The 20,633-nt window shown below is 63.6% G+C and carries 17 protein-coding genes; 10 read left to right on the forward strand and 7 right to left on the reverse strand.

Features of this window, described 5'->3' with window-relative positions; translation table 11 throughout:
- Window positions 1–6: 6 nt before the first annotated feature.
- The 8 genes from pepP to gcvH all read left to right on the forward strand — a co-directional run bounded on the left by pepP (window position 7) and on the right by gcvH (window position 8,900).
- Window positions 7–1,341 (forward strand): Xaa-Pro aminopeptidase, encoded by a 1,335-nt coding sequence (pepP, locus tag L1O02_RS01270; RefSeq protein WP_235759432.1) that lies wholly within the window; start codon window positions 7–9, stop codon window positions 1,339–1,341.
- Window positions 1,338–2,525 (forward strand): 2-octaprenyl-6-methoxyphenyl hydroxylase, encoded by a 1,188-nt coding sequence (ubiH, locus tag L1O02_RS01275; RefSeq protein WP_060844932.1) that lies wholly within the window; start codon window positions 1,338–1,340, stop codon window positions 2,523–2,525. The genes pepP and ubiH overlap by 4 nt, the downstream gene beginning before the upstream one ends.
- Entirely contained in the window at window positions 2,518–3,003 is a 486-nt protein-coding gene (locus tag L1O02_RS01280; protein WP_108545031.1) for a DUF4442 domain-containing protein, read from the forward strand. The genes ubiH and L1O02_RS01280 overlap by 8 nt, the downstream gene beginning before the upstream one ends.
- A gap of 9 nt (window positions 3,004–3,012) precedes the next feature.
- A complete protein-coding gene (locus L1O02_RS01285; RefSeq protein WP_173664448.1) occupies window positions 3,013–4,230 on the forward strand; it encodes a 2-octaprenyl-3-methyl-6-methoxy-1,4-benzoquinol hydroxylase in 1,218 nt (405 codons plus the stop codon).
- 137 nt (window positions 4,231–4,367) lie between these two features.
- A complete protein-coding gene (locus L1O02_RS01290; protein ID WP_235759434.1) occupies window positions 4,368–5,369 on the forward strand; it encodes an extracellular solute-binding protein in 1,002 nt (333 codons plus the stop codon).
- Window positions 5,370–5,610: 241 nt separating this feature from the next.
- Window positions 5,611–7,227, forward strand: a complete 1,617-nt coding sequence (locus L1O02_RS01295) for an iron ABC transporter permease (protein ID WP_060844928.1) — start codon at window positions 5,611–5,613, stop codon at window positions 7,225–7,227.
- A gap of 154 nt (window positions 7,228–7,381) precedes the next feature.
- Window positions 7,382–8,464: a glycine cleavage system aminomethyltransferase GcvT gene (gene gcvT / locus L1O02_RS01300; protein WP_235759436.1), complete on the forward strand. Its 1,083-nt coding sequence runs from the start codon at window positions 7,382–7,384 to the stop codon at window positions 8,462–8,464.
- A gap of 52 nt (window positions 8,465–8,516) precedes the next feature.
- Window positions 8,517–8,900 carry a glycine cleavage system protein GcvH gene (gene gcvH / locus L1O02_RS01305; protein WP_060841634.1) on the forward strand — a complete coding sequence of 128 codons (384 nt, stop codon included), beginning with the start codon at window positions 8,517–8,519 and terminating at the stop codon, window positions 8,898–8,900.
- A 61-nt stretch (window positions 8,901–8,961) separates the two neighbouring features.
- Here gcvH and L1O02_RS01310 read toward each other — a convergent pair whose 3' ends face one another.
- A complete protein-coding gene (locus tag L1O02_RS01310) occupies window positions 8,962–10,101 on the reverse strand; it encodes a DegT/DnrJ/EryC1/StrS aminotransferase family protein (RefSeq protein WP_060841633.1) in 1,140 nt (379 codons plus the stop codon).
- Window positions 10,102–10,289: 188 nt separating this feature from the next.
- Between L1O02_RS01310 and gcvP the strand changes: the two genes are divergently transcribed.
- Window positions 10,290–13,163 (forward strand): aminomethyl-transferring glycine dehydrogenase, encoded by a 2,874-nt coding sequence (gene gcvP, locus L1O02_RS01315; RefSeq protein ID WP_235759438.1) that lies wholly within the window; start codon window positions 10,290–10,292, stop codon window positions 13,161–13,163.
- Between the two features lie 7 nt (window positions 13,164–13,170).
- On the opposite strand, the gene L1O02_RS01320 is transcribed toward gcvP, so the two are convergent.
- From L1O02_RS01320 to L1O02_RS01345, 6 genes are all read right to left on the reverse strand, one after another.
- Entirely contained in the window at window positions 13,171–14,103 is a 933-nt protein-coding gene (locus tag L1O02_RS01320) for a fumarylacetoacetate hydrolase (RefSeq protein WP_235759440.1), read from the reverse strand.
- Window positions 14,104–14,109: 6 nt separating this feature from the next.
- Complete coding sequence (locus L1O02_RS01325; protein WP_060841630.1) at window positions 14,110–15,387, reverse strand: MFS transporter; 1,278 nt, start codon at window positions 15,385–15,387, stop codon at window positions 14,110–14,112.
- 111 nt (window positions 15,388–15,498) lie between these two features.
- Window positions 15,499–16,548, reverse strand: coding sequence for a type III polyketide synthase (locus L1O02_RS01330; RefSeq protein WP_060841629.1), 1,050 nt, complete (start codon window positions 16,546–16,548; stop codon window positions 15,499–15,501).
- A 207-nt stretch (window positions 16,549–16,755) separates the two neighbouring features.
- A complete protein-coding gene (locus L1O02_RS01335) occupies window positions 16,756–17,196 on the reverse strand; it encodes an OB-fold domain-containing protein (protein WP_060844923.1) in 441 nt (146 codons plus the stop codon).
- A 12-nt stretch (window positions 17,197–17,208) separates the two neighbouring features.
- A complete protein-coding gene (locus L1O02_RS01340; protein WP_102862171.1) occupies window positions 17,209–18,405 on the reverse strand; it encodes a thiolase family protein in 1,197 nt (398 codons plus the stop codon).
- 29 nt (window positions 18,406–18,434) lie between these two features.
- Window positions 18,435–19,523 (reverse strand): hydroxymethylglutaryl-CoA synthase, encoded by a 1,089-nt coding sequence (locus L1O02_RS01345; RefSeq protein ID WP_108545035.1) that lies wholly within the window; start codon window positions 19,521–19,523, stop codon window positions 18,435–18,437.
- Window positions 19,524–19,985: 462 nt separating this feature from the next.
- Here L1O02_RS01345 and L1O02_RS01350 point away from each other — a divergent pair, with 462 nt between their 5' ends.
- Window positions 19,986–20,588, forward strand: coding sequence for a TetR/AcrR family transcriptional regulator (locus L1O02_RS01350; protein ID WP_016966053.1), 603 nt, complete (start codon window positions 19,986–19,988; stop codon window positions 20,586–20,588).
- The last annotated feature ends 45 nt before the right edge of the window (window positions 20,589–20,633 follow it).

The raw sequence follows: 20,633 nt of genomic DNA on the forward strand, positions 1-20,633 counted from the left end.
CTGCCCATGATTCATATCCCTAAAACGGAATACAGTCGTCGCCGCAAGGCGCTCATGGCGCAGATGGAGCCCAACAGCATTGCGATCCTGCCGGCGGCAGCCGTGGCCATTCGCAACCGCGATGTGGAGCATGTCTACCGCCAGGACAGCGATTTTCAGTACCTCAGCGGCTTCCCCGAGCCCCAGGCCGTGATTGTGCTCATGCCCGGTCGCGAGCATGGCGAGTACGTGCTGTTCTGCCGCGAGCGCAATGCCGAGCGCGAGCTCTGGGATGGCCTGCGGGCAGGCCAGGAAGGCGCGATTCGCGACTATGGCGCGGACGATGCGTTCCCCATCACCGACATCGACGACATTCTCCCGGGCCTGATCGAAGGTCGCGACCGGGTCTATTCGGCCATGGGCAGCAACCCTGAATTCGATCGTCATTTGATGGAGTGGATCAACGTGATCCGCTCTAAAGCGCACCTTGGCGCCCAGCCGCCGAACGAATTCGTTGCCCTGGATCATCTGCTGCACGACATGCGCCTGTATAAATCGGCGGCGGAAGTGAAGGTGATGCGCGAAGCCGCACGGATATCCGCCCAGGCCCATATCCGCGCCATGCAGGCCAGTCGCCCCGGATTGCACGAGTTCAGTCTGGAGGCCGAGCTGGATTACGAGTTCCGCAAGGGCGGGGCGAAGATGCCGGCTTATGGTTCCATCGTCGCGGCGGGGCGCAACAGTTGCATCCTGCACTACCAACAGAATGACGCCCTGCTCAAGGATGGCGATCTGGTGCTGATCGACGCCGGTTGTGAAATCGACTGCTACGCCAGCGATATCACCCGGACCTGGCCGGTCAACGGCAAGTTCTCGCCCGAGCAGAAGGCGATCTATGAACTGGTGCTGGCGGCCCAGGAAGCGGCGTTTGCCGAGATCGCCCCGAACAAGCACTGGAACCAGGCCCACGAGGCGACGGTTCGGGTCATCACCGCCGGTCTGGTGAAGTTGGGCCTGCTGGAAGGCGCGGTGGATGAGCTGATAGCTAGCGAGGCCTACAAAGCGTTCTACATGCACCGTGCCGGACACTGGCTGGGCATGGATGTACACGATGTCGGCGAGTACAAGGTCGGCGGCGAGTGGCGGGTGTTGGAGGTCGGCATGGCGCTGACCGTGGAGCCGGGCATCTATATCTCCCCGGACAACCAGCAGGTGGCTAAGAAGTGGCGCGGCATTGGCGTGCGCATCGAGGACGACGTGGTAGTGACCAAGCAGGGCTGTGAAATTCTGACGGGCGGCGTGCCGAAAAGCGTCGCCGAGATCGAGGCGTTGATGGCCGCTGCCCGGGTCCAGGCGTTATGAGCCGGGTCAATCTGGCCATCATCGGTGGCGGCCTGGTCGGAGCCAGCCTGGCCCTGGCCCTGCAGGCCGGAGCCAAGGCCCGGGGTTGGAAGATCGTGCTGATCGAGCCGTTCGCCCCCGGCGACAGCTTCCAGCCCAGCTACGATGCACGCTCTTCGGCGCTGTCCTTTGGCGCCCGGCAGATCTACCAGCGCCTGGGCCTGTGGCAGGCGATTTCCCGGCGAGCCGAGCCGATCAAGCAGATTCACGTGTCCGACCGCGGGCGCTTCTCCACGGCGCGCTTGTCGGCCATGGAAGAAGGCGTTCCGGCCCTGGGCTATGTGGTGGAAAACGCCTGGCTCGGCCAATGCCTGTGGCAAGGCCTGGACAAGGACGTGATCAGTTGGCGCTGCCCGGCGGAAGTCACCCGCCTTGAGCCCCTGCAGGGCGGCTATCGCCTGACCCTGAATGACGAAACCACCCTGGAATGCGACCTGGCGGTGCTCGCCGATGGCGGGCGCTCCGGCTTGCGCGAACAGTTGGGGATCGGGGTCAGGAATCGCCCTTACAACCAGAGCGCGCTGATTGCCAACATCACCCCCAGTGAAGCCCACAACGGCATGGCCTTCGAGCGCTTCACCGATGATGGCCCGATGGCGCTGCTGCCCTTGCCGGACAACCGTTGCGCGCTGATCTGGACCCGCCAGGGCATGGACGCCCAGCGGCTGGCCGATCTGGATGAGCGCAGTTTCCTCAGCGAACTGCAGGGCGTGTTCGGTTACCGCCTGGGCACCCTGAAACAAGTGGGGGCACGGCATCTGTATCCGCTGTCCCTGGTGGAGGCCGAAGAGCAGGTGCGCCCCCATCTGGTGGTGCTGGGCAACGCCGCCCACAGCCTGCATCCGATTGCCGGCCAGGGCTTCAACCTGTCGCTGCGTGACGCTCAGGCCCTGGCGGATGCCTTGCTGGCCAGCGAGCGCTTGCCGGGGGATTTTGCCGTGCTGCAGGCCTATCGCGAGCGCCAGCGCTTGGACCAGAGCCTGACCGTAGGCTTTTCCGACCAGGTCACCCGGCTGTTCGGCAGCAAGCTGCCGCTGCTGTCGGTGGGGCGCAACCTCGGCTTGCTCGGACTGGACCTGCTGCCCCCGGCCAAGCGCTGGTTTGCGCGCCAGGCCATGGGCCTGGGTACTCGCCCGGATGCGTGAGTGGCTGACCCGACGGTTCGGCAAGGCCCGCCTGTTGCGCTGCTTGATGAGCCTGTATCCACCCTACCTGGGGGCCGGAGTGCGGGTCCGCCGGATCAGCGCGGATTTTCGCGAGGTCGAGGTTCGCATGGGCCTGGGCTGGTACAACCGCAACTATGTCGGCACCCAGTTCGGCGGCAGCCTGTATTCGATGGTGGACCCGTTTTTCATGCTGATGCTGATGGAGAACCTGGGGCGCGACTACATCGTCTGGGACAAGGCGGCAGCCATCGATTTCATCGCCCCGGGTAGGGGGCCGGTATTTGCCCGGTTCAGTCTCGACCCGGCGCTGCTTGACGAGATCCGCCGGCAGACAGCCAGTGGCGAGAAGTACCTGCCGCAGTTGCAGGTCGAGATTCATGACGGCTCCGGCACCCTGGTGGCGCGGGTCGATAAAACCCTTTATGTGCGGCGCAAGCCGCAAGCGAGACAGGCCTAAAGCATGGAAATGCGCGCAGATGTGCTGATTGTCGGAGCCGGAATGGTCGGCAGTGCCTTGGCGCTGGCGTTGCAGGGCAGCGGCCTGGAAGTGCTGCTGCTCGATGGCGGCTCCTTGAGTGTCAAACCCTTCGCCGCCGAGTCGGCGTTCGAACCCCGGGTCAGCGCCTTGTCGGCGGCCAGCCAGCGTATCCTCGAACGCCTTGGCGCCTGGGACGGCATCGTCCGGCGTCGCAGCAGCCCCTACTGCGACATGCAGGTCTGGGATGGCAGCGGCACCGGGCAGATCCACTTCTCGGCGTCCAGCGTGCATGCCGAGGTGCTGGGGCATATCGTCGAGAACCGGGTGGTGCAGGACGCCCTGCTCGAACGTCTGCACGAATGCGATATCGGCCTGCTGGCCAATGCCCGCCTGGAGCAGATGCGCCGCTCCGGCGATGACTGGCTGCTGACCCTGGCCGATGGCCGGGTGTTGCGGGCACCGCTGGTGATCGCCGCCGACGGCGCCAACTCGGCGGTACGCCGCCTCACCGGTTGTGCCACCCGCGAATGGGACTACCTGCACCACGCCATTGTCACCAGCGTGCGCAGCAGCCGGCCTCACCAAATGACCGCCTGGCAGCGCTTCACCGATACCGGCCCGCTGGCCTTCCTGCCCCTGGTGCGGGATGGGCAGCAGGATTGGTGCTCGATTGTCTGGTCCACCACGCCCACTGAAGCCGAGCGCCTGATGGCCCTGGACGACGAGAGCTTCTGCGTTGAGCTGGAGCGCGCCTTCGAAGGCCGTTTAGGCAAGGTGCTCGGTGCCGACCCGCGGCTCTGCGTACCGCTGCGCCAGCGGCATGCCAAGCGCTATGTGGCCGAAGGCCTGGCGCTGATCGGCGACGCTGCCCACACCATCCATCCGCTGGCGGGGCAGGGGGTCAACCTGGGCTTCCTCGATGCCGCGGTACTGGCCGAAGTGCTGCTGCAAGCGGCCGATCGTGGCGAGCGCCTGGCCGAGGTCAAGGTCCTCAGCCGTTTCGAGCGCCGGCGCATGCCTCACAACCTGGCGCTGATGGCGGCCATGGAAGGCTTCGAACGGCTGTTCCAGGCCGATCCGCTGCCACTGCGCTGGCTGCGCAACACCGGCCTCAAGGTGATCGAGCAAATGCCCGAGGCCAAGGCGGTCTTTGTGCGCCAGGCCCTGGGCCTGAGCGGCGATCTCCCTGAGCTGGCCAGAGCCTAGGAGCCGGTTCGCCGGCGAAGCGTGCCGGAGGAGGGTTCCACGCAACATCTGGTAACGCCTCGGCGCCGGGTTCGGTTGAGATGGCAAATGGGAGTCCTTATCATTTCGCCTCATTTTGAAATCGAGAGACTGCTCCCATGTTGGCACCGAAGCGTCTACTGACCGCCCTGGCCCTCACCCTCATCGGCAGCGCCGCCCAGGCCGCCGATGAAGTCGTGGTCTACTCCTCGCGTATCGATGAGCTGATCAAGCCGGTGTTCGATGCCTACACCCAGAAGACCGGGGTGAAGATCAAGTTCATCACCGACAAGGAAGCGCCGCTGATGCAGCGGATCAAGGCCGAAGGCGAGAACGCCACCGCCGACCTGCTGCTCACCGTGGATGCCGGCAACCTGTGGCAGGCCGAGCAAATGGGCATCCTCCAGCCGTTCACTTCCAAGGTCATCGACAGCAACATTCCCCTGCAATATCGCTCTTCCAACCACGCCTGGACCGGCCTGAGCCTGCGGGCGCGGACCCTGGCCTACTCCACCGAGCGGGTCAAGCCTTCCGAGTTGACCACCTACGAGGCCCTGGCCGACAAGCAGTGGGAAGGTCGCCTGTGCCTGCGCACCGCGAAGAAGGTCTACAACCAGTCCTTGACCGCCACCCTGATCGAAACCCACGGCGCGGCGAAGACCGAAGAGATCGTCAAGGGCTGGGTCAACAACCTGTCCACCGATGTGTTCTCCGATGACATCGCCGTGCTGGATGCGATCAACGCCGGGCAATGCGACGTCGGCATCGTCAACACCTACTACTACGGTCGCCTGCACAAGCAGAAGCCGAACCTGGCGGTGAAGCTGTTCTGGCCGAACCAGGGCGACCGCGGGGTGCACGTCAATCTGTCGGGCATCGGCCTGACCAAGCACGCGCCGCATCCGGAAGCGGCCAAGGCCCTGGTGGAGTGGATGACCACGCCCGAGGCACAGAAGATCTTCGCCGACGTCAACCAGGAGTTCCCGGCCAACCCGGCGGTGGCACCTTCGGAAGAAGTGGCCAGCTGGGGCAAGTTCGTGGCCGACACCCTGCCGGTTGAAATCGCCGGCAAGCGCCAGGCCGAAGCCATTCGCATGATGGACCGCGCTGGCTGGAACTGAGCCTGCCGTTATACTGCGCCCCGCTTTTGCGGGGCGTTTTGTTTAACGGTTGGGCTTTTGTGGCGAGGGAGCTTGCTCCCGTTCCACCGCGTAGCGGTGGCAAGCCCTGAATACGTGATTCAACTGGCGTAACGTGGTTGCAGCCGTTGGGGCGGCCATGGCACCCAGCGGGAGCAAGCTCCATCACCCCAGGCGCTTTGCGCAAGTATTTTTGTCTGTTCCACCTGCCCGAGAGTTCTTTGTGGCCCATCCCGCCCAACGTCGCTGGTATCCCCTGGTCTTTGCCGTAGCGGCCCTGGTCCTGCTGCCGCTGAGTGTGCTGCTGCTGTCCTGGCAGGCGGTCGATGCGCAGATCTGGTCCCACCTGTGGGACACGCAGATGACACGGTTGCTGAATAACACCCTGACCCTGGTGCTCGGGGTGGGCGTTGGCGTGACCCTGCTGGGGGTGAGCCTGGCCTGGCTCACCAGCCTCTGTGAGTTCCCCGGGCGGCGCTGGCTGGACTGGGCGCTGATGCTGCCCTTCGCGATCCCGGCCTATGTCCTGGCGTTCGTCTTCGTCGGCCTGCTGGACTTTTCCGGGCCGGTGCAAAGCCTGCTGCGGGAATGGTTCGGCAGCGGCCTGCGACTGCCGCGGGTACGTTCCACCGGCGGGGTGATCCTGGTGCTGGTGCTGGTGTTCTATCCCTATGTCTACCTGCTGGCGCGCAACGCCTTCCTGGCCCAGGGCAAGGGGTTGATGGAGGCCGCGCGGGTGCTCGGCCAATCGCCCTGGCAGGCGTTCTGGCGCGTGGCGCTGCCCATGGCGCGGCCGGCCATCGGTGCCGGCGTGGCCCTGGCGCTGATGGAGACCCTGGCGGATTTCGGCGCGGTGGCTGTGTTCAACTTCGACACCTTCACCACCGCCATCTACAAGACCTGGTATGGCTTCTTCAGCCTTTCCAGCGCAGCGCAGCTGGCCAGCCTGTTGCTGCTGGCGGTGATGCTGGTGCTGTACGGCGAGCGTCGCGCGCGGGGCGCCAGCCGCACCGGCAACGAGCGGCCCCGGGGCAAGGCCCTGTATCACCTGCGGGGGATCAAGGCCGTGGCGGCCACGGGCTGGTGCCTTCTGGTCTTTGCTTGCGCCTTCGTGATTCCGCTGCTGCAGCTGCTGGCGTGGTTCTGGCAGCGCGGGCGCTTCGATCTGGACGAGCGCTACGCCGGATTGATCGTGCATACCCTGTACCTGGGGGGCATGGCGGCGTTGATCACTGTCAGCGTGGCCCTGCTGCTGGCCTTCGCCCGTCGCCAGGCGCCGACCCGGGGAATCCGCGCCGGGGTCAGCCTGGCCAACCTGGGCTACGCCTTGCCCGGTTCGGTGCTGGCGGTGTCGATCATGCTGGCCTTCAGTTACCTGGATCGCGAACTGGTGATCCCGTTGTCCGGCTGGTTGGGCGGGGCCGGCAAGCCGCTGTTGCTGGGCAGTCTCTCGGCCCTGCTGCTGGCCTACCTGGTGCGCTTCATCGCTGTGGCCTACGGACCGCTGGAAAACAGCCTGGAGCGGATTCGCCCGTCGCTGCCCGAAGCCGCGCGCAGTCTGGGGGTGGGTGGGCCGCGACTGTTTTTCAAAGTGTATCTGCCGCTGTTGCTGCCCGGGACCTTGAGCGCCGCCCTGCTGGTGTTCGTCGATGTGCTCAAGGAAATGCCCGCCACCCTGCTGATGCGCCCGTTCGGCTGGGACACGCTGGCGGTGCGGATCTTCGAGATGACCAGCGAAGGGGAGTGGGCCCGGGCGTCGTTGCCGGCGCTGACCCTGGTGCTGGTTGGCCTGCTGCCGGTGATTGGCCTGATCCGCCGCTCGGCCCATCGAATCGGTTAGGTGCCAGCCTTGCACCTTGCAGCTACAATGCGCGGCATTCGGTGCGGCCTGTTGTTTGGCCGGGACGCTGAAGTCGGCTGCAAGCCATCTATTTCAAGGCTTTCACCCTAGCAGCGCCAGTCCGCACCCTCGCCACGCCCGGAAGGAGAAACCCATGGGACAGCGTACGCCTCTGTATGACCTGCATCTCGCCCTCGGCGCGAAAATGGTCGATTTTGGCGGTTGGGATATGCCTTTGCATTACGGTTCGCAGGTCGAGGAGCACCATCAGGTGCGACGTGATTGCGGTGTGTTCGATGTATCCCACATGACCGTGATCGATGTCAGCGGCGCTCAGGCCAAGGTCTGGCTCCAGCACTTGCTGGCCAATGATGTCGAACGTTTGCAGCACCCTGGCCAGGCCTTGTACAGCACCATGCTCAATGAGCGCGGCGGCATCGTTGACGACATGATCGTCTATCGCCTCGAAGACGCTTACCGTCTGGTGGTCAACGCCGCCACGCGTGATCAGGACCTGGCCTGGATGCAGGCGCAACTGGGCGAGTTCCAGGTGCAACTGCGCGAGCGCCCGGAACTGGCGATGCTGGCCATCCAGGGGCCCCAGGCGCGGCACAAGATTGCCGAGCTGGTGACCCAGTCCCGCGGCACCCTGATCCAGCAGCTCAAGCCATTCGAAGCCGGCAGCGACGGCGACTGGTTCATTGCCCGCACCGGCTATACCGGCGAGGACGGTCTGGAGATTGTCCTGCCCGCCGACCAGGCGCCGGGCTTCTTCAACGACCTGGTGGGCGCGGGGATCTCGCCCATCGGCCTGGGCGCTCGGGATACCCTGCGCCTGGAAGCCGGCATGAACCTCTACGGTCAGGATATTCACCAGGATGTCTCGCCCCTGGCGGCAAACATGGCCTGGAGCATTGCCTGGGAGCCTTCCTCGCGCAAATTCATCGGGCGCACGGCCCTGGAGGCCGAGCGAGCATCCGGGGTGAAGCACAAACTGGTGGGCCTGGTGCTGGAGGAGCGTGGGGTTTTGCGCGCGCATCAGGTGGTTCGCATCGCGGATGTTGGCGAAGGTGAGATCACCAGTGGTAGTTTCTCCCCTACGCTGAGTAAATCGATCGCACTGGCGCGGGTGCCGATGGCCACCGCCGACCGTGCCGAAGTGGAAATCCGCGGCAAGTGGTACCCGGTCCGGGTGGTCAAACCGACCTTCGTGCGCCACGGCAAGACCTTGATCTAACTATTTCCAGCCGGCATTGCGCCGCTGACACTTCTTCTTGAGGACACAGAACATGAGCGATATCCCTGCCCACCTGCGTTTTGCCGATAGTCACGAATGGGCCCGTCTGGAAGCCGACGGCAGCGTGACCGTGGGTATTAGCGACCACGCTCAGGAAGCCCTGGGCGACGTGGTGTTCGTCGAGCTGACCGAAGTCGGCAACGTGTTTGGCGCAGGGGACCAGGCCGGTGTGGTGGAGTCGGTGAAAGCCGCTTCCGACATCTATGCGCCGGTTGCCGGCGAGGTGATCGCGGTCAACGAAGAGCTGAGCACCAGCCCCGAGCTGCTCAACAGCGAGCCTTACGACGCCTGGATCTTCAAGCTCAAGCCAAGCAACCCGGCCGATCTGGAGAAACTGCTGGACGCCGCCGGCTACAAGGCCGCCATCGGCGAGTAAGGCATTCCTGCAGGCAGGCCCGCTCCCGTTTTTGCAGGAGCGGGCTGGCCCGCGCAGGTGCTTAAGCCTGCAACACCTCTTTTACGGCCGCCACCGCACGTTCCACGTCGGCCTTGTTCATGGCCGTGAACATCGGCAACGAGACGATCAGTCGACCGACCCGTTCCGCCACCGGGAACATCCCTTCCTTGAAACCGCGCTCGCGGTACAGGCTCAGCAAATGAATCGGCGGGTAGTGATAGCCGATGCCGATCCCCCGTTCCTGCATCTGCTCCATGAAGGTGGCGCGGGCCGGCTTGCCGTCTTTGCGCTCCGGCAGCACCAGCTGGAACAGGTGCCAGTTGCTGTTGCTGAAATCCGCCGGCGGTAGCTGGGCGCCATAGCGGGCCTCGAAGTCGCTGCCGAAGCATTCGAAGTAGTGCCGGGCCAGCTCACGGCGATGGGCGGTGATCGCCTCGATATGGGCAAACTGCCCGAGGCCGATGGCCGCGGCCACGTCGGTCATGTTGAACTTGCCGCCGAGCACGTCCACGTCCAGGCCGTCGAAGCCGCTGCGGGTCACGCCTTGCAGGCGGTACTTCTCCGCCAGGCGCACTTCCTCCGGGGTATTGAGTACCAGGCAGCCGCCCTCGGACGAAGTGACGTTCTTGTTGGCCTGGAAGCTGAAGGACACGAAGTCGCCAGCGGCGCCGATGCGCTGGCCATTCCAGCTGGAGCCCAGGGCCTGGGCCGCGTCTTCCACCACCCGCAGGCCGTGTTTCTGGGCCAGGGCGTACAGGCGAGTCATGTCCACCGGCAAGCCGGCCAGGAACACCGGGATGATGGCCTTGGTGCGCGGGGTGATCGCCGCTTCGACCTGGGCCAGGTCGATGTTGCGGGTGACCGGATCGATGTCGGCGAACACCGGCGTGGCGCCCACTTCGAGAATCACGTTGGCGGTGGCAACCCAGGAAATCGGCGTGGTGATGACTTCATCCCCGGGGCCTATGCCGGCGATGCGCAGGGCGATCTCCATGGTGCAGGTGCCGGAGTTGAAGGTGCGTACCGCGCGTCCGCCGAAGAACTCCGAAAGCTGGGCTTCGAAAGCCTGGACCTTGGGACCGCTGGTGATCCAGCCCGAACGCAGCACTTCGCCGACGGCGGCGATGGTGGATTCATCGATGGTGGGTTTGGAGAACGGCAGGAATGGCAGTTGGCTCATGACAGTGGGACACCCGATAAGCGGACGATGGAAGCAGGGTTGAGGCGCGCCGGGGCTGGCGCGCGAACGCCCTGCATGATGGTACCGATTGCCTCGGGACGCCAGTGCGTCGAGCGGTGGAATCGGCTGCTATGCTGCTTTGCACCCTGTTGCATCGACGCTGAGCGCCGCTTATCGGAGAGCCTGCCATGTCCCAGTCGCCATCCCTGAGCCAGTTACGCGAGCCCAACGCTTTTCTCAACCGGCACCTGGGTCCCGATGCCGAGGAGCAGCAGGCGATGCTCGCCAGCCTCGGGCTGGGCAGCCGCACCGAGCTGATCGAGCAGACCGTGCCGCCGGGAATCCGCTTCAACCGCCCCCTGGAGCTGCCACCGGCGCTGGATGAACAGGCCGCCCTGGCCCGGCTCAAGGGCTATGCCGCGCAGAACCAGGTCTGGACCAGTCTGATCGGCATGGGCTATCACGGCACCCTGACGCCCACCGTGATCCTGCGCAACGTGCTGGAGAACCCCGGCTGGTACACCGCCTACACGCCCTACCAGCCGGAAATCGCCCAGGGCCGGCTCGAAGCGCTGCTCAACTTCCAGCAGATGACCATCGACCTCACCGGCCTCGACCTGGCCAACGCTTCATTGCTCGACGAGGCGACGGCGGCCGCCGAAGCCATGGCCCTGGCCAAGCGCGTGACCAAGTCCAAAAGCAATCTGTTCTTTGTCGATGAACACTGCCATCCGCAGACCATTTCCGTGGTGCGTACCCGGGCCGAAGGGTTTGGCTTCGAACTGATCGTCGACGCTGTGGATAACTTGCCCGCGCACCAGGTGTTCGGCGCGCTGTTGCAATACCCGGATACCCACGGCGAGATCGTCGATCTGCGGCCGCTGATCGACCACCTGCACGCACAGCAGGCCCTGGCCTGTGTCGCTGCCGATCTGCTCAGCCTGCTGTTGCTGACCCCGCCCGGCGAGCTGGGGGCCGACGTGGTGCTGGGTTCCTCCCAGCGCTTCGGCGTGCCCATGGGCTACGGCGGTCCGCATGCGGCGTTTTTCGCCTGCCGTGACGAGTACAAGCGCGCCATGCCCGGGCGCATCATCGGCGTGTCCAAGGATGCCCGGGGCCAGGTGGCGCTGCGCATGGCCCTGCAAACCCGCGAGCAACATATTCGTCGCGAAAAGGCCAACTCCAACATCTGCACCGCCCAGGTGCTGCTGGCCAACATCGCCGGCTTCTATGCGGTCTATCACGGTCCGGCGGGGCTCAAGCGCATTGCCCAGCGGGTGCACCGGCTGACCTGCATTCTCGCCGCCGGCCTTGAGCGCAAGGGGATCACCCGGGTCAACCGGCACTTCTTCGACACCCTGACCCTGGAGGTCGGGGGCAGCCAGACGGCGATCATCGAGAGCGCCAGGGCGCTGCAGATCAACCTGCGGATTCTCGGGCGCGGCCGGCTGGGCCTGAGCCTGGATGAAACCTGCGACGAAACCACCGTGGCCCGGTTGCTGGATGTGTTTCTCGGTGCCGACCACGGGCTGGACGTCGCTGAACTGGACGCCGAGGCGCTGGAGTCGGGACTGCCCGACGAACTGCTGCGGCGCAGCCCCTGCCTGCCCCATCCGGTGTTCAACGGCCATCACAGCGAAACCCGGATGCTGCGCTACCTCAAGCAGCTGGAGAACAAGGACCTGGCGCTCAACCAATCGATGATCCCCCTGGGCTCCTGCACCATGAAGCTCAACGCCAGCAGCGAGATGATCCCCATCACTTGGCCGGAATTCGCCAACCTGCACCCTTTCGCCCCGCGGGAGCAGGCCGTCGGTTACACCTTGATGATCGAGGAGCTGGAGCGTTGGCTGTGCGCCATCACCGGTTTCGATGCGGTCTGCATGCAGCCCAACTCCGGGGCCCAGGGCGAGTACGCCGGGTTGCTGGCGATTCGTCGCTACCACGAGAGCCGCCAGCAAGGCGGGCGGCACATCTGCCTGATACCGGCCTCGGCCCATGGCACCAATCCGGCGTCGGCGCAGATGGCCGGGATGCAGGTGGTGATCGTCGAGTGCGACGAGTCCGGCAACGTCGATCTCCAGGACCTGAAGGCCAAGGCTGCCGAAGCCGGCGATCGCCTGTCCTGCCTGATGGCGACTTATCCGTCGACCCACGGTGTCTATGAGGAGGGCATCAGCCAGGTCTGCGAAGTTATCCACAGCCACGGCGGCCAGGTGTACATGGATGGCGCCAACCTCAACGCCCAGGTGGGCCTGGCCAGGCCGGCGGACATCGGCGCCGACGTCTCCCACATGAACCTGCACAAGACCTTCTGCATTCCCCACGGCGGTGGTGGGCCGGGCATGGGGCCGATCGGCGTGCGCGCCCATCTGGCGCCCTTTGTCGCCAATCACCCGGTGGTGCCGATCGACGGACCGCTGGCGGACAACGGCGCGGTCAGCGCGGCGCCCTGGGGCAGCGCCAGCATCCTGCCCATCAGCTGGATGTACATCGCCCTGATGGGGCCGCAACTGGCGGATGCCAGCGAAGTGGCGATTCTGGCCGCCAATTACCTCGCCGATCAGCTGAGCGGGGCCTTCCCGGTGCTCTATAGCGGGCGTAATGGCCGGGTGGCCCATGAATGCATTCTCGACCTGCGACCGCTCAAGGCCCTGACCGGCATCAGCGAGGAGGATGTGGCCAAGCGCCTGATGGACTACGGTTTCCATGCCCCGACCATGTCGTTCCCGGTGCCGGGCACCTTGATGGTGGAACCCACCGAAAGCGAGTCCAAGGCCGAGCTGGATCGCTTTGTCGAGGCCATGCTGAGCATCCGCGCCGAGATCGCCCAGGTCCAGGAGGGCAACTGGCCGGCCGAGGACAATCCGCTCAAGGGCGCGCCCCATACCCTGGCGGATATCGCCGGGACCTGGGAGCGGCCTTACAGCATCGAACAGGCGGTGCTGCCCAGTGCCCACACGCGGGCCCACAAGTACTGGCCGACGGTGAACCGGGTGGACAACGTCTACGGTGACCGCAACCTGTTCTGTGCCTGTGTCCCGGTGGCGGCCTATCGCTGAGTCCGCCTCAGTAGTGCTGGCGTAGCCGCGTCGGGCGGGTGCCGTGGGCGCGGCCCCTGTGTGGCTGGCTCTCCAGGGGGTAGAGGTGCAGCAGCTCTTCCTCGCTGACCTGGTTGCTCAGGCCCAGCTCCAGCTCCGGGCAGTCCAGGTCCAGCCAGTCGCCGTGCTGCAACTGCAGTTCGTTCTCGCGCCGGCTGGCGCTGTGGAACACATAGTGGACCATGCCCGGTTGCAGGAACTGCTCGTGCTGTTCGAGGAACGTCTGGGAGTACTTGCGGATCGCCCACCAGTTCTGCAGATCCAGGTGGTAGCTGAGGTAGGACAACTGCGCGCCCTGGCGTTCCACCCGGACATTGAGTGACAGGCTGTGCTGCAGTTCGCCAAGGATCAGCGCCGGGGTGATGGCGCATTGGCGCAGCCGCGATTGCGCGCAGGAACTGGCGTCCTGGCGGCTCAGCAGCGGGTCGTGGATGTCCTGGCCCAGGCTGAATCCGACAAACCGCAGTTGCTTGAAGTGATCCACCAGGTACACGCAGACCACCCCCGGTTGACTGCTGATGCTCAGGGCGTGGTAGGGGATCGTCAGCGCCTCGCCATCGGTCTTGAGCAGGTTGCCGTTGCCCTTGTAGAACCAGCCCTGGTGCGTGTGCGGGGTGTTCAGGGTGACCTCGCAGACCTGGGCCAGCAGGTTGTCGCTGGGCTTGAGCGGCGGACGCAGCGGTCCTTGCGCAAGGCCTTCGACAGGCAGCCGGGGATGGGCCGGGAGGCTGCGCAGGTGCTCGCTCCAGCTCAGATGGCGACGGGCGCAGAACTGCAGGGTTTCGTACAGTCCGCCATGTTCGGAAAGGGCGCGCAGGCTCTGGCCATTGTGAAAATCGAACAGCCCGATGGCGCGCTGATCCTTGTGGCAGACATCCAGCAACAGCAGGTAATCGTCCATGATTCTCTAGTCCTTGAGGGGCAAGCGGGCGGGGAGGATAGGCAACGGCCCGGAGGCCAGCGCGCGTTGGGGCTGGCGCGCACTGTCCTTGAGCAGCAATGACAGGAACAGGCCGGCCAGGCTGCCGCTCAGGGCCACGTACAGGATCGACGGGAGGCCGAAATGGCTGGCGGCAAACCCGGCCACCGCCGGGGACAATCCGCCGCCGAGGATCTCGCCGAAACCCACGACGATCCCGGTCGCCGTCGGCAACAGGGCGGGGGCCACGGATTCGCTGGTCAGCGGGCCGACCGTCATGCAGATCAGGCTGAAATTGAAAAACGACAGCAGGAACAGCAGCAGGAACAGCAGCCAGGGAATCGCCGGGCTGACGATCAGCAGGCCCACCAGGGTGCTGCTGGTCATGAAGCACATCGACACCACCGGCTTGCGCCCGAGGCGGTCGGACAGGCCGGGAATGATCAGCTGGCCGATGAAGCCGCCCAGGCCGATGGCCGAGATGACCAGGGCCATGGACAGGTTCTGCAGGTGCAGATGGTCGGTCAGGTAGCTGGGCAGCATGGCGCAAAGCACGAACTGGCAAGTGAGGATGCAGAACATGATGAGGATGTTCAGGCTGACGTTGCCGCTCTTGAAGGCCGCCAGCCATTGGCGCCCGGCGCTGGCGTCGGCCCCTGTACGGGGCGTTGCCGGCAGCGGCCGGTAGGCCTTCCACAGGTAGCCGGCCAGGAGCAGGCCGGGCAGGGCGATGATGGCGAAGACCGCACGCCAGGAACCGGTCAGTTGCAGCAGGCCGGCAGCGATCAGCGGCCCCAGGCACAGGCCGAGAATCGGAAACAGCGCCTGCTGGATGCCCAGGTTCAGTCCGCGCCGGTCGGGGCGCGAGACTTCGTTGGTGACAATGATGCTGGTCGGGGTGAAGGCGCCTTCGCAGATGCCCATCAGCCCGCGCAAGATGACCAGCCCGAGTACCCCGGTGGCCAGCGCGGAGAAGCCGGACAGCAGCGACAGTACGGTGATGGAGATCACCAGCACGCGGCGGGTACCCAGGCGCTCGATCACGCTGCCCATGCCCAGGGCGGACAGTCCCCAGGTGAAGGCCAGTGCGGCGGACAGGTAGCCCAGGTCCTGATAGTCCAGTTGCAGGTCGTGCATGATCACCGGGAACAGCGGCAGGATGATGAAGCGGTCCAGCCCCACCAGCCCGAAGCTCAGTGACAGCAGCAGCACCATGGTTCTTTCGTAACGGCTGTCGGCAGCCGTGGTTGGTATTCCAGCGTTCATCGCTCAGCTTCCTTGTGAAACCATGAACCCGGCGCGGTGCGCCGTGAGGGTGCGACCCGAGGTGGCCATGCAGCCCGGCAACCTCGGGTCGGACAGACGCAGGGCGCTACCTCAGGCGGTCCACTCGCCCACCGCCATTTCTGCGGTAAAGCCCGGGCCAAAGGCCGCCAGCAGGCCGATGTCGCCCTGATTCAGATTGGAATCGAACTGGCGCTTGAGCACGTCGAACACCACCACGCTGGCGATGTTGCCGGCTTCCGACAGGCTGCTGCGCGATTGCGCCACCCGGTTCGAGGCCAGGTCCAGGTGCATCACCAGTTCGTCGAGGATCTTGCGGCCGCCGGTGTGGAAGATGAAGAAGTCGTTGTGCGCGCAGTTCTGTTCGAAGCTGTCGTAGTTGAGCTTCTCCATCACCGGCGCCACATCCTTGATGGAGTTCATCACCGCCTTGTCGAGGGTGAAGTGGAAGCCGGTGTCCTTCACGTCGTACTTGATGTAGTGCTCGCTCTTGGGCAGGAAGAACGACTCGGTCTTCTTGATCTTGAAGCCGCCGGCCTGGTCATCGGCGCGCAGCACGCAGGCCGACACCGCATCGCCGAACAGGGCCGCGGAGATGAAGGCGTGCAGCTTGGTGTCGTCCGGCTGATAGCACAGCGAAGAGAACTCCAGGGACACGATCAGCACGTGGTTGCGCGCATCGAGCCGGGCGAAATCGTTGGCCCGGTTGATGGCCGCGGCGCCGGCAACGCAGCCCAGCTGGGCGATGGGCAGTTGCACGGTGGAGTTGGGCAGGCCGAGGTCGTTGATCAGGTGCGCGGTCAGCGACGGCATCATGAAGCCGGTGCAGGAGGTGACGATCACCATGCGGATGTCGCTGATCTGCAAGCCGGCATTCTCGATGGCCTGGCGCGCCGCAGCGGACGACATCTGCCGGGCTTCACGCTCGTAGACGATGCTGCGGTGGGTAAAGCCGGTGTGCACCGCCAGTTCGTCGATCGGCAGCACCAGATGGCGCTCGTTGACTTCGGTGTTGGCGATCATGCGCTTGGCCAGGGCCATGCGCGGATGGTCGCCGTGCAGGTTCTCCAGGTGATCAATCATCTGTTGTTGAGTGATCTTGTGTTGCGGAAACATGACGTGTGGGAGGCAAAGAGTAGACATGATGGGTCCTTGGCTCTAAGTAAGCCAATAAGTTAAGGGTGGGGAAAGTCCCCGTTCATAGGCACAGGAATCTGTAGGCCCTAAAGGAAATCAGGACCTTAAGGCAACTTCGAGGCGTGAAGCGGCCGTTGATGTAACTTTTAAGTTGGATTTTATTTTAATGGCTAACTTCAAGGTGCCTTATATAAAGGCACCTTGAACAACAACTTATATATCCAGTACGAACTTATAAGCGTATTGCCAGGCCAGGTTGCTTTCGCGCACGTGCTTGCGAATCACCATGCGCACCGGCGCGCCGACTTTCAGCTGTTGCGGGTCGCAGACGTCGACGATTTCCGAGGCGATCACCAGACCGTCATCCAGGCGCACCATGGCCATCATGCGCGGCACGGTTTCGCCATAACCCATGGCGGCCAGGACCGGGTTCTCGGCGTGGGCCATGACTTCGATCTTGCCCGTGCGCTTGCAGCGGTAAGGCTTCACGCTCAGGGAGTTGCAGGCGCCGCAGACGGTACGCCGGGGGAAGAAGATCTCGTTGCATTCTTCACACTGGCTGCCTTCGAGGCGGTATTTGCCGCCATGCTCGCGCCATTCGCGAAGCATGCTGGCAGTGGTCATTCTGTGGATCTGTTCTGGGTACATGGACATGGTCCGGGCTCCTTAGTCGTTCGAGAGGACAATCACTGAGTTGTGCGCCGCATAACCGCCAAGGTTCTGCGACACGCCGATGCGTGCGCCCTTGACCTGGTTGTCGGATTCACCCCTCAGCTGCCGGAACAGCTCGGTGATGTGCAGGATGCCGTCGCAGCCGGACGCGTGGCCGCGGCCGATGTTGCCGCCGTCGGTGTTCAGCGGCAGTTGGCCGTCCAGGGCGATGCCGCCTTCGAGCACGAAGTCGCCGGCCTGGCCCTTGCCGCAGATGCCCATGGATTCCATCTGGATCAGCCCGGCGCCGAGCAGGTCGTAGACCTGGGCCACGTCGATGTCCTTGGCGGTGATCCCGGCTTTCTTGTAGGCAATTTCCGCGCAGGCGATGGAGTTGGCCGAGACGGCCATGCCCACGTCCTTGGGCAGGCCCGGATGGTGCAGGGTCGGGTTGTGAAAGCGTGTGCCGAAGTAGTGGGAGACCCCGGTGTAGGCGCAGCCTCGCACGAACACCGGTTTGTCGGTGTACTTGTGGGCCAGGTGCTCGGCCACCAGGATCGCGCAGCCACTGGCTTCGCCCCAGGCCAGCATCGAACCGCAGGCTTCGCTGTTCTTCAGCGCTTCCAGGGTGGGAATCGGCTGGCCATAGCGGGTGGCGGTCGGGGTGTTGTGGGCATAGATGCGCATCTGCCGGCCAAATGTGGCCAGTACATCAGCCTCGCGACCGGCGTAGCCGAACTTCTGGAAGTACTCGGCGGTGGCCAGGGCGAAGGCGTCGGTATGGGAGATGCCGAGGAAGTAATCGTATTCACATTCAGTGCTGGAGCCGATGTACTCGGCGTAGTTGAAGTGATCGGTCATTTTCTCGAAGCCACCGCACAGGACGATGTCGTACTCACCGGATGCCACCATCTGGTGACCCATCTGGAACGACACCGAACTGCTGGTGCAGTTGGCGGTGCTCATGAAGGTCGGCGCCGGACTGATGCCCAGGGCGTCGGAAATGGTCGGCCCCAGGCCGCCATATTCGGAAATGCCTTCACCGTGATAGCCGTAGGCGACCCCCTGGATTTCCCGGGGGTGCATCTTGGCGTCCTTGAGGGCTTTATAGGCGGACTCGACGATCATTTCCTTGAACGTCTGCCGAACTCGTGAACTTCCGGGCTTCGGCGTATAGGCGGCCGAAACGATTGCAACACGACGTGCGCACATGTGCATGCTCCTTGCGTAGACAGGCGTAATCAGAGATAGGCGGTCAGGGCGTAGTCAGCCCGCAGGTACTTGAATTCGTACTTGATGGAGGTGCCGTAATCGACGTAGGTCTTGGCTTCGAGCAGTTCGCGCAGGGGTTTGTTGTGCTTCTGGTACTGCTCGATGGCGTCGGTGACGGTCAGGGCGATGGCGTCACTGCCGGCCCCGAAACCATAGGACACCATGAGGATCTTCTGCCCTGGACGGGCCTGGTCCAGCACGTTGATCAGGCCGAGCAGCGGGCTGGCGGAGCCAGTGTCGCCCACATCGCCGGCATAGATGCCCGGTTCGATCTGCTTGGTGCTGAAGCCCAGGTGCTTGCCCAGGGAATAGGGCGTGGACACCAGGTTCTGCTGGAACACCACGTAGTCATAGTCGGCGGCGCTGGTATGCAGCTTGGCCATCAGGCCTTCGGCGGCGCGGCGGGTCTGGTCTTCCAGGCCGATGCTGTTCTTGTCCGAGCCCAGGCCCATTCCGGAACGGATGTAGCGATCGCCTTGGGGGCGGATGTTGTCGGCGATATCGGCGGCGCAGGAGAAGCTGGCGTCGAACTCGGCGATGACGTTCTGATTGCCGATCAGCAATGCCGCGGCTCCGGCCCCGGCATAGGACTCGGTCAGGTCGCCGGGTGCGGTATTGCGGTTGATGGTGTCGGCGCCGATGGCCAGGGCGCTGCTGGTCATGCCGGATCCCACCAGGGCCTGGCAGATCTGCAGGGCGGAAGTACCGGACTTGCCGGCGAACTGGACGTCGGCGCAATAGGCGTCGTAACCGCTGCCGAGCATTTCCAGGATGATCGAGGCCGAGGCACGTGAATCGTAGGGGTTGGTGCAGGTGCCCAGATAGAGGGCCTGGAGCTCATGGCCGGGGACTTTGTCCAGGGCCCGTTGCGCTGCTTGCACGCCGAGGGTGATGACATCTTCATCCGGCTGCAGCACCGCTCTTGCGCTGACGCCGAGGTTTTCCTCTACCAGCTTCAGATCAGTGTTTTTCCAGACGTTGATGACGTCCTGAACTTTGAGACGGCATACCGGAACAGCCGCGCCATAGCTGACAATGCCTACTTTTTTCACGTTCATTTTCCTCTTGATTCCATTCTTTTTGAGAAAACTGGGTCGTGCTTGCTCAGAAGCACCCTTGAAACATACGGAAAACAGTTTTTGCTGCCCGACTCTGGCCAGCACCGCGTAAACCCTCAGCCCAGAGGGTTTTTGCAGCAGGCTCCAAAGAGGGGAAAACCCACTCGAAAGCTGTTTTTCTTCACCTCTCTGTGCTATGATACGGAACGTTTCGTTTAATAATAATTTCAGACGATCCAGTCTCTTGAGAGGAAAGGCTTCAAGTCTCGAATTCGAGGAACTCAGAGTTACAAGGCCTGATCCGCTCAACCCTTACGAGAAATTTCAAGAACTAGATGGATCGGTGCAAGAATTTCATGATTCTTTCAAGAATGAAACGAAACGGACCGTTTCATTTCGATTCGAGGGAATCCTATACCCTGCGTTGCGTTTGTCAAGCGCCCTGCCTGGAGATTTTTTATTGTGGCTCGTACCCCATCTCGCAGCTCCATCGGCTCTTTGCGAAGTCCGCATACCCACAAAGCCATCCTCAGTTCCACCATCGAGATCCTCAAGGAATGCGGTTATTCCGGGCTCAGCATTGAGTCGGTCGCACGCCGGGCGGGTGCCAGCAAACCGACGATCTATCGGTGGTGGTCGAACAAAGCGGCGTTGATCGCGGAAGTCTATGAAAACGAGAGCGAGCAGGTGAGAAAGTTTCCTGATCTCGGCTCGTTCAAGGCCGATCTCGACTTTTTGCTGCGTAATCTCTGGAAAGTCTGGCGGGAAACCATTTGCGGCGAGGCGTTTCGCTGTGTCATTGCCGAGGCCCAGCTGGATCCTGCGACGCTGACTCAGCTCAAGGATCAGTTCATGGAGCGCAGAAGGGAGATGCCGAAAAAGCTGGTGGAAAATGCCATCAGCAATGGTGAGCTGCCCAAGGACACCAATCGCGAATTGCTGCTCGATATGATTTTCGGTTTTTGCTGGTATCGGTTGCTGACTGAGCAGTTGACTGCAGAACAGGATATTGAGGAATTCACTGATTTACTGATCAACGGTGTCTGTTCTGGCGCACAACGTTGATCCCTTTACAGCATTGAGCCCGCACATGATGCGGGCTCAATGACA

Source organism: Pseudomonas sp. BC42, assembly GCF_021560055.1.
GTDB lineage: Bacteria > Pseudomonadota > Gammaproteobacteria > Pseudomonadales > Pseudomonadaceae > Aquipseudomonas.

Excerpts from the sequence above, each read along its gene's own strand:
- L1O02_RS01290 (WP_235759434.1), top strand. The coding sequence starts at position 4,368 with ATGTTGGCACCGAAGCGTCTACTGACCGCCCTGGCCCTCACCCTCATC.
- L1O02_RS01330 (WP_060841629.1), bottom strand. The coding sequence starts at position 16,548 with ATGTCTACTCTTTGCCTCCCACACGTCATGTTTCCGCAACACAAGATC.
- L1O02_RS01340 (WP_102862171.1), bottom strand. The coding sequence starts at position 18,405 with ATGTGCGCACGTCGTGTTGCAATCGTTTCGGCCGCCTATACGCCGAAG.
- ubiH (WP_060844932.1), top strand. The coding sequence starts at position 1,338 with ATGAGCCGGGTCAATCTGGCCATCATCGGTGGCGGCCTGGTCGGAGCC.
- gcvP (WP_235759438.1), top strand. The coding sequence starts at position 10,290 with ATGTCCCAGTCGCCATCCCTGAGCCAGTTACGCGAGCCCAACGCTTTT.
- gcvT (WP_235759436.1), top strand. The coding sequence starts at position 7,382 with ATGGGACAGCGTACGCCTCTGTATGACCTGCATCTCGCCCTCGGCGCG.
- pepP (WP_235759432.1), top strand. The coding sequence starts at position 7 with ATGATTCATATCCCTAAAACGGAATACAGTCGTCGCCGCAAGGCGCTC.
- L1O02_RS01345 (WP_108545035.1), bottom strand. The coding sequence starts at position 19,523 with ATGAACGTGAAAAAAGTAGGCATTGTCAGCTATGGCGCGGCTGTTCCG.
- L1O02_RS01335 (WP_060844923.1), bottom strand. The coding sequence starts at position 17,196 with ATGTCCATGTACCCAGAACAGATCCACAGAATGACCACTGCCAGCATG.
- L1O02_RS01325 (WP_060841630.1), bottom strand. The coding sequence starts at position 15,387 with ATGAACGCTGGAATACCAACCACGGCTGCCGACAGCCGTTACGAAAGA.
- L1O02_RS01310 (WP_060841633.1), bottom strand. The coding sequence starts at position 10,101 with ATGAGCCAACTGCCATTCCTGCCGTTCTCCAAACCCACCATCGATGAA.
- L1O02_RS01320 (WP_235759440.1), bottom strand. The coding sequence starts at position 14,103 with ATGGACGATTACCTGCTGTTGCTGGATGTCTGCCACAAGGATCAGCGC.
- L1O02_RS01285 (WP_173664448.1), top strand. The coding sequence starts at position 3,013 with ATGCGCGCAGATGTGCTGATTGTCGGAGCCGGAATGGTCGGCAGTGCC.
- gcvH (WP_060841634.1), top strand. The coding sequence starts at position 8,517 with ATGAGCGATATCCCTGCCCACCTGCGTTTTGCCGATAGTCACGAATGG.
- L1O02_RS01280 (WP_108545031.1), top strand. The coding sequence starts at position 2,518 with ATGCGTGAGTGGCTGACCCGACGGTTCGGCAAGGCCCGCCTGTTGCGC.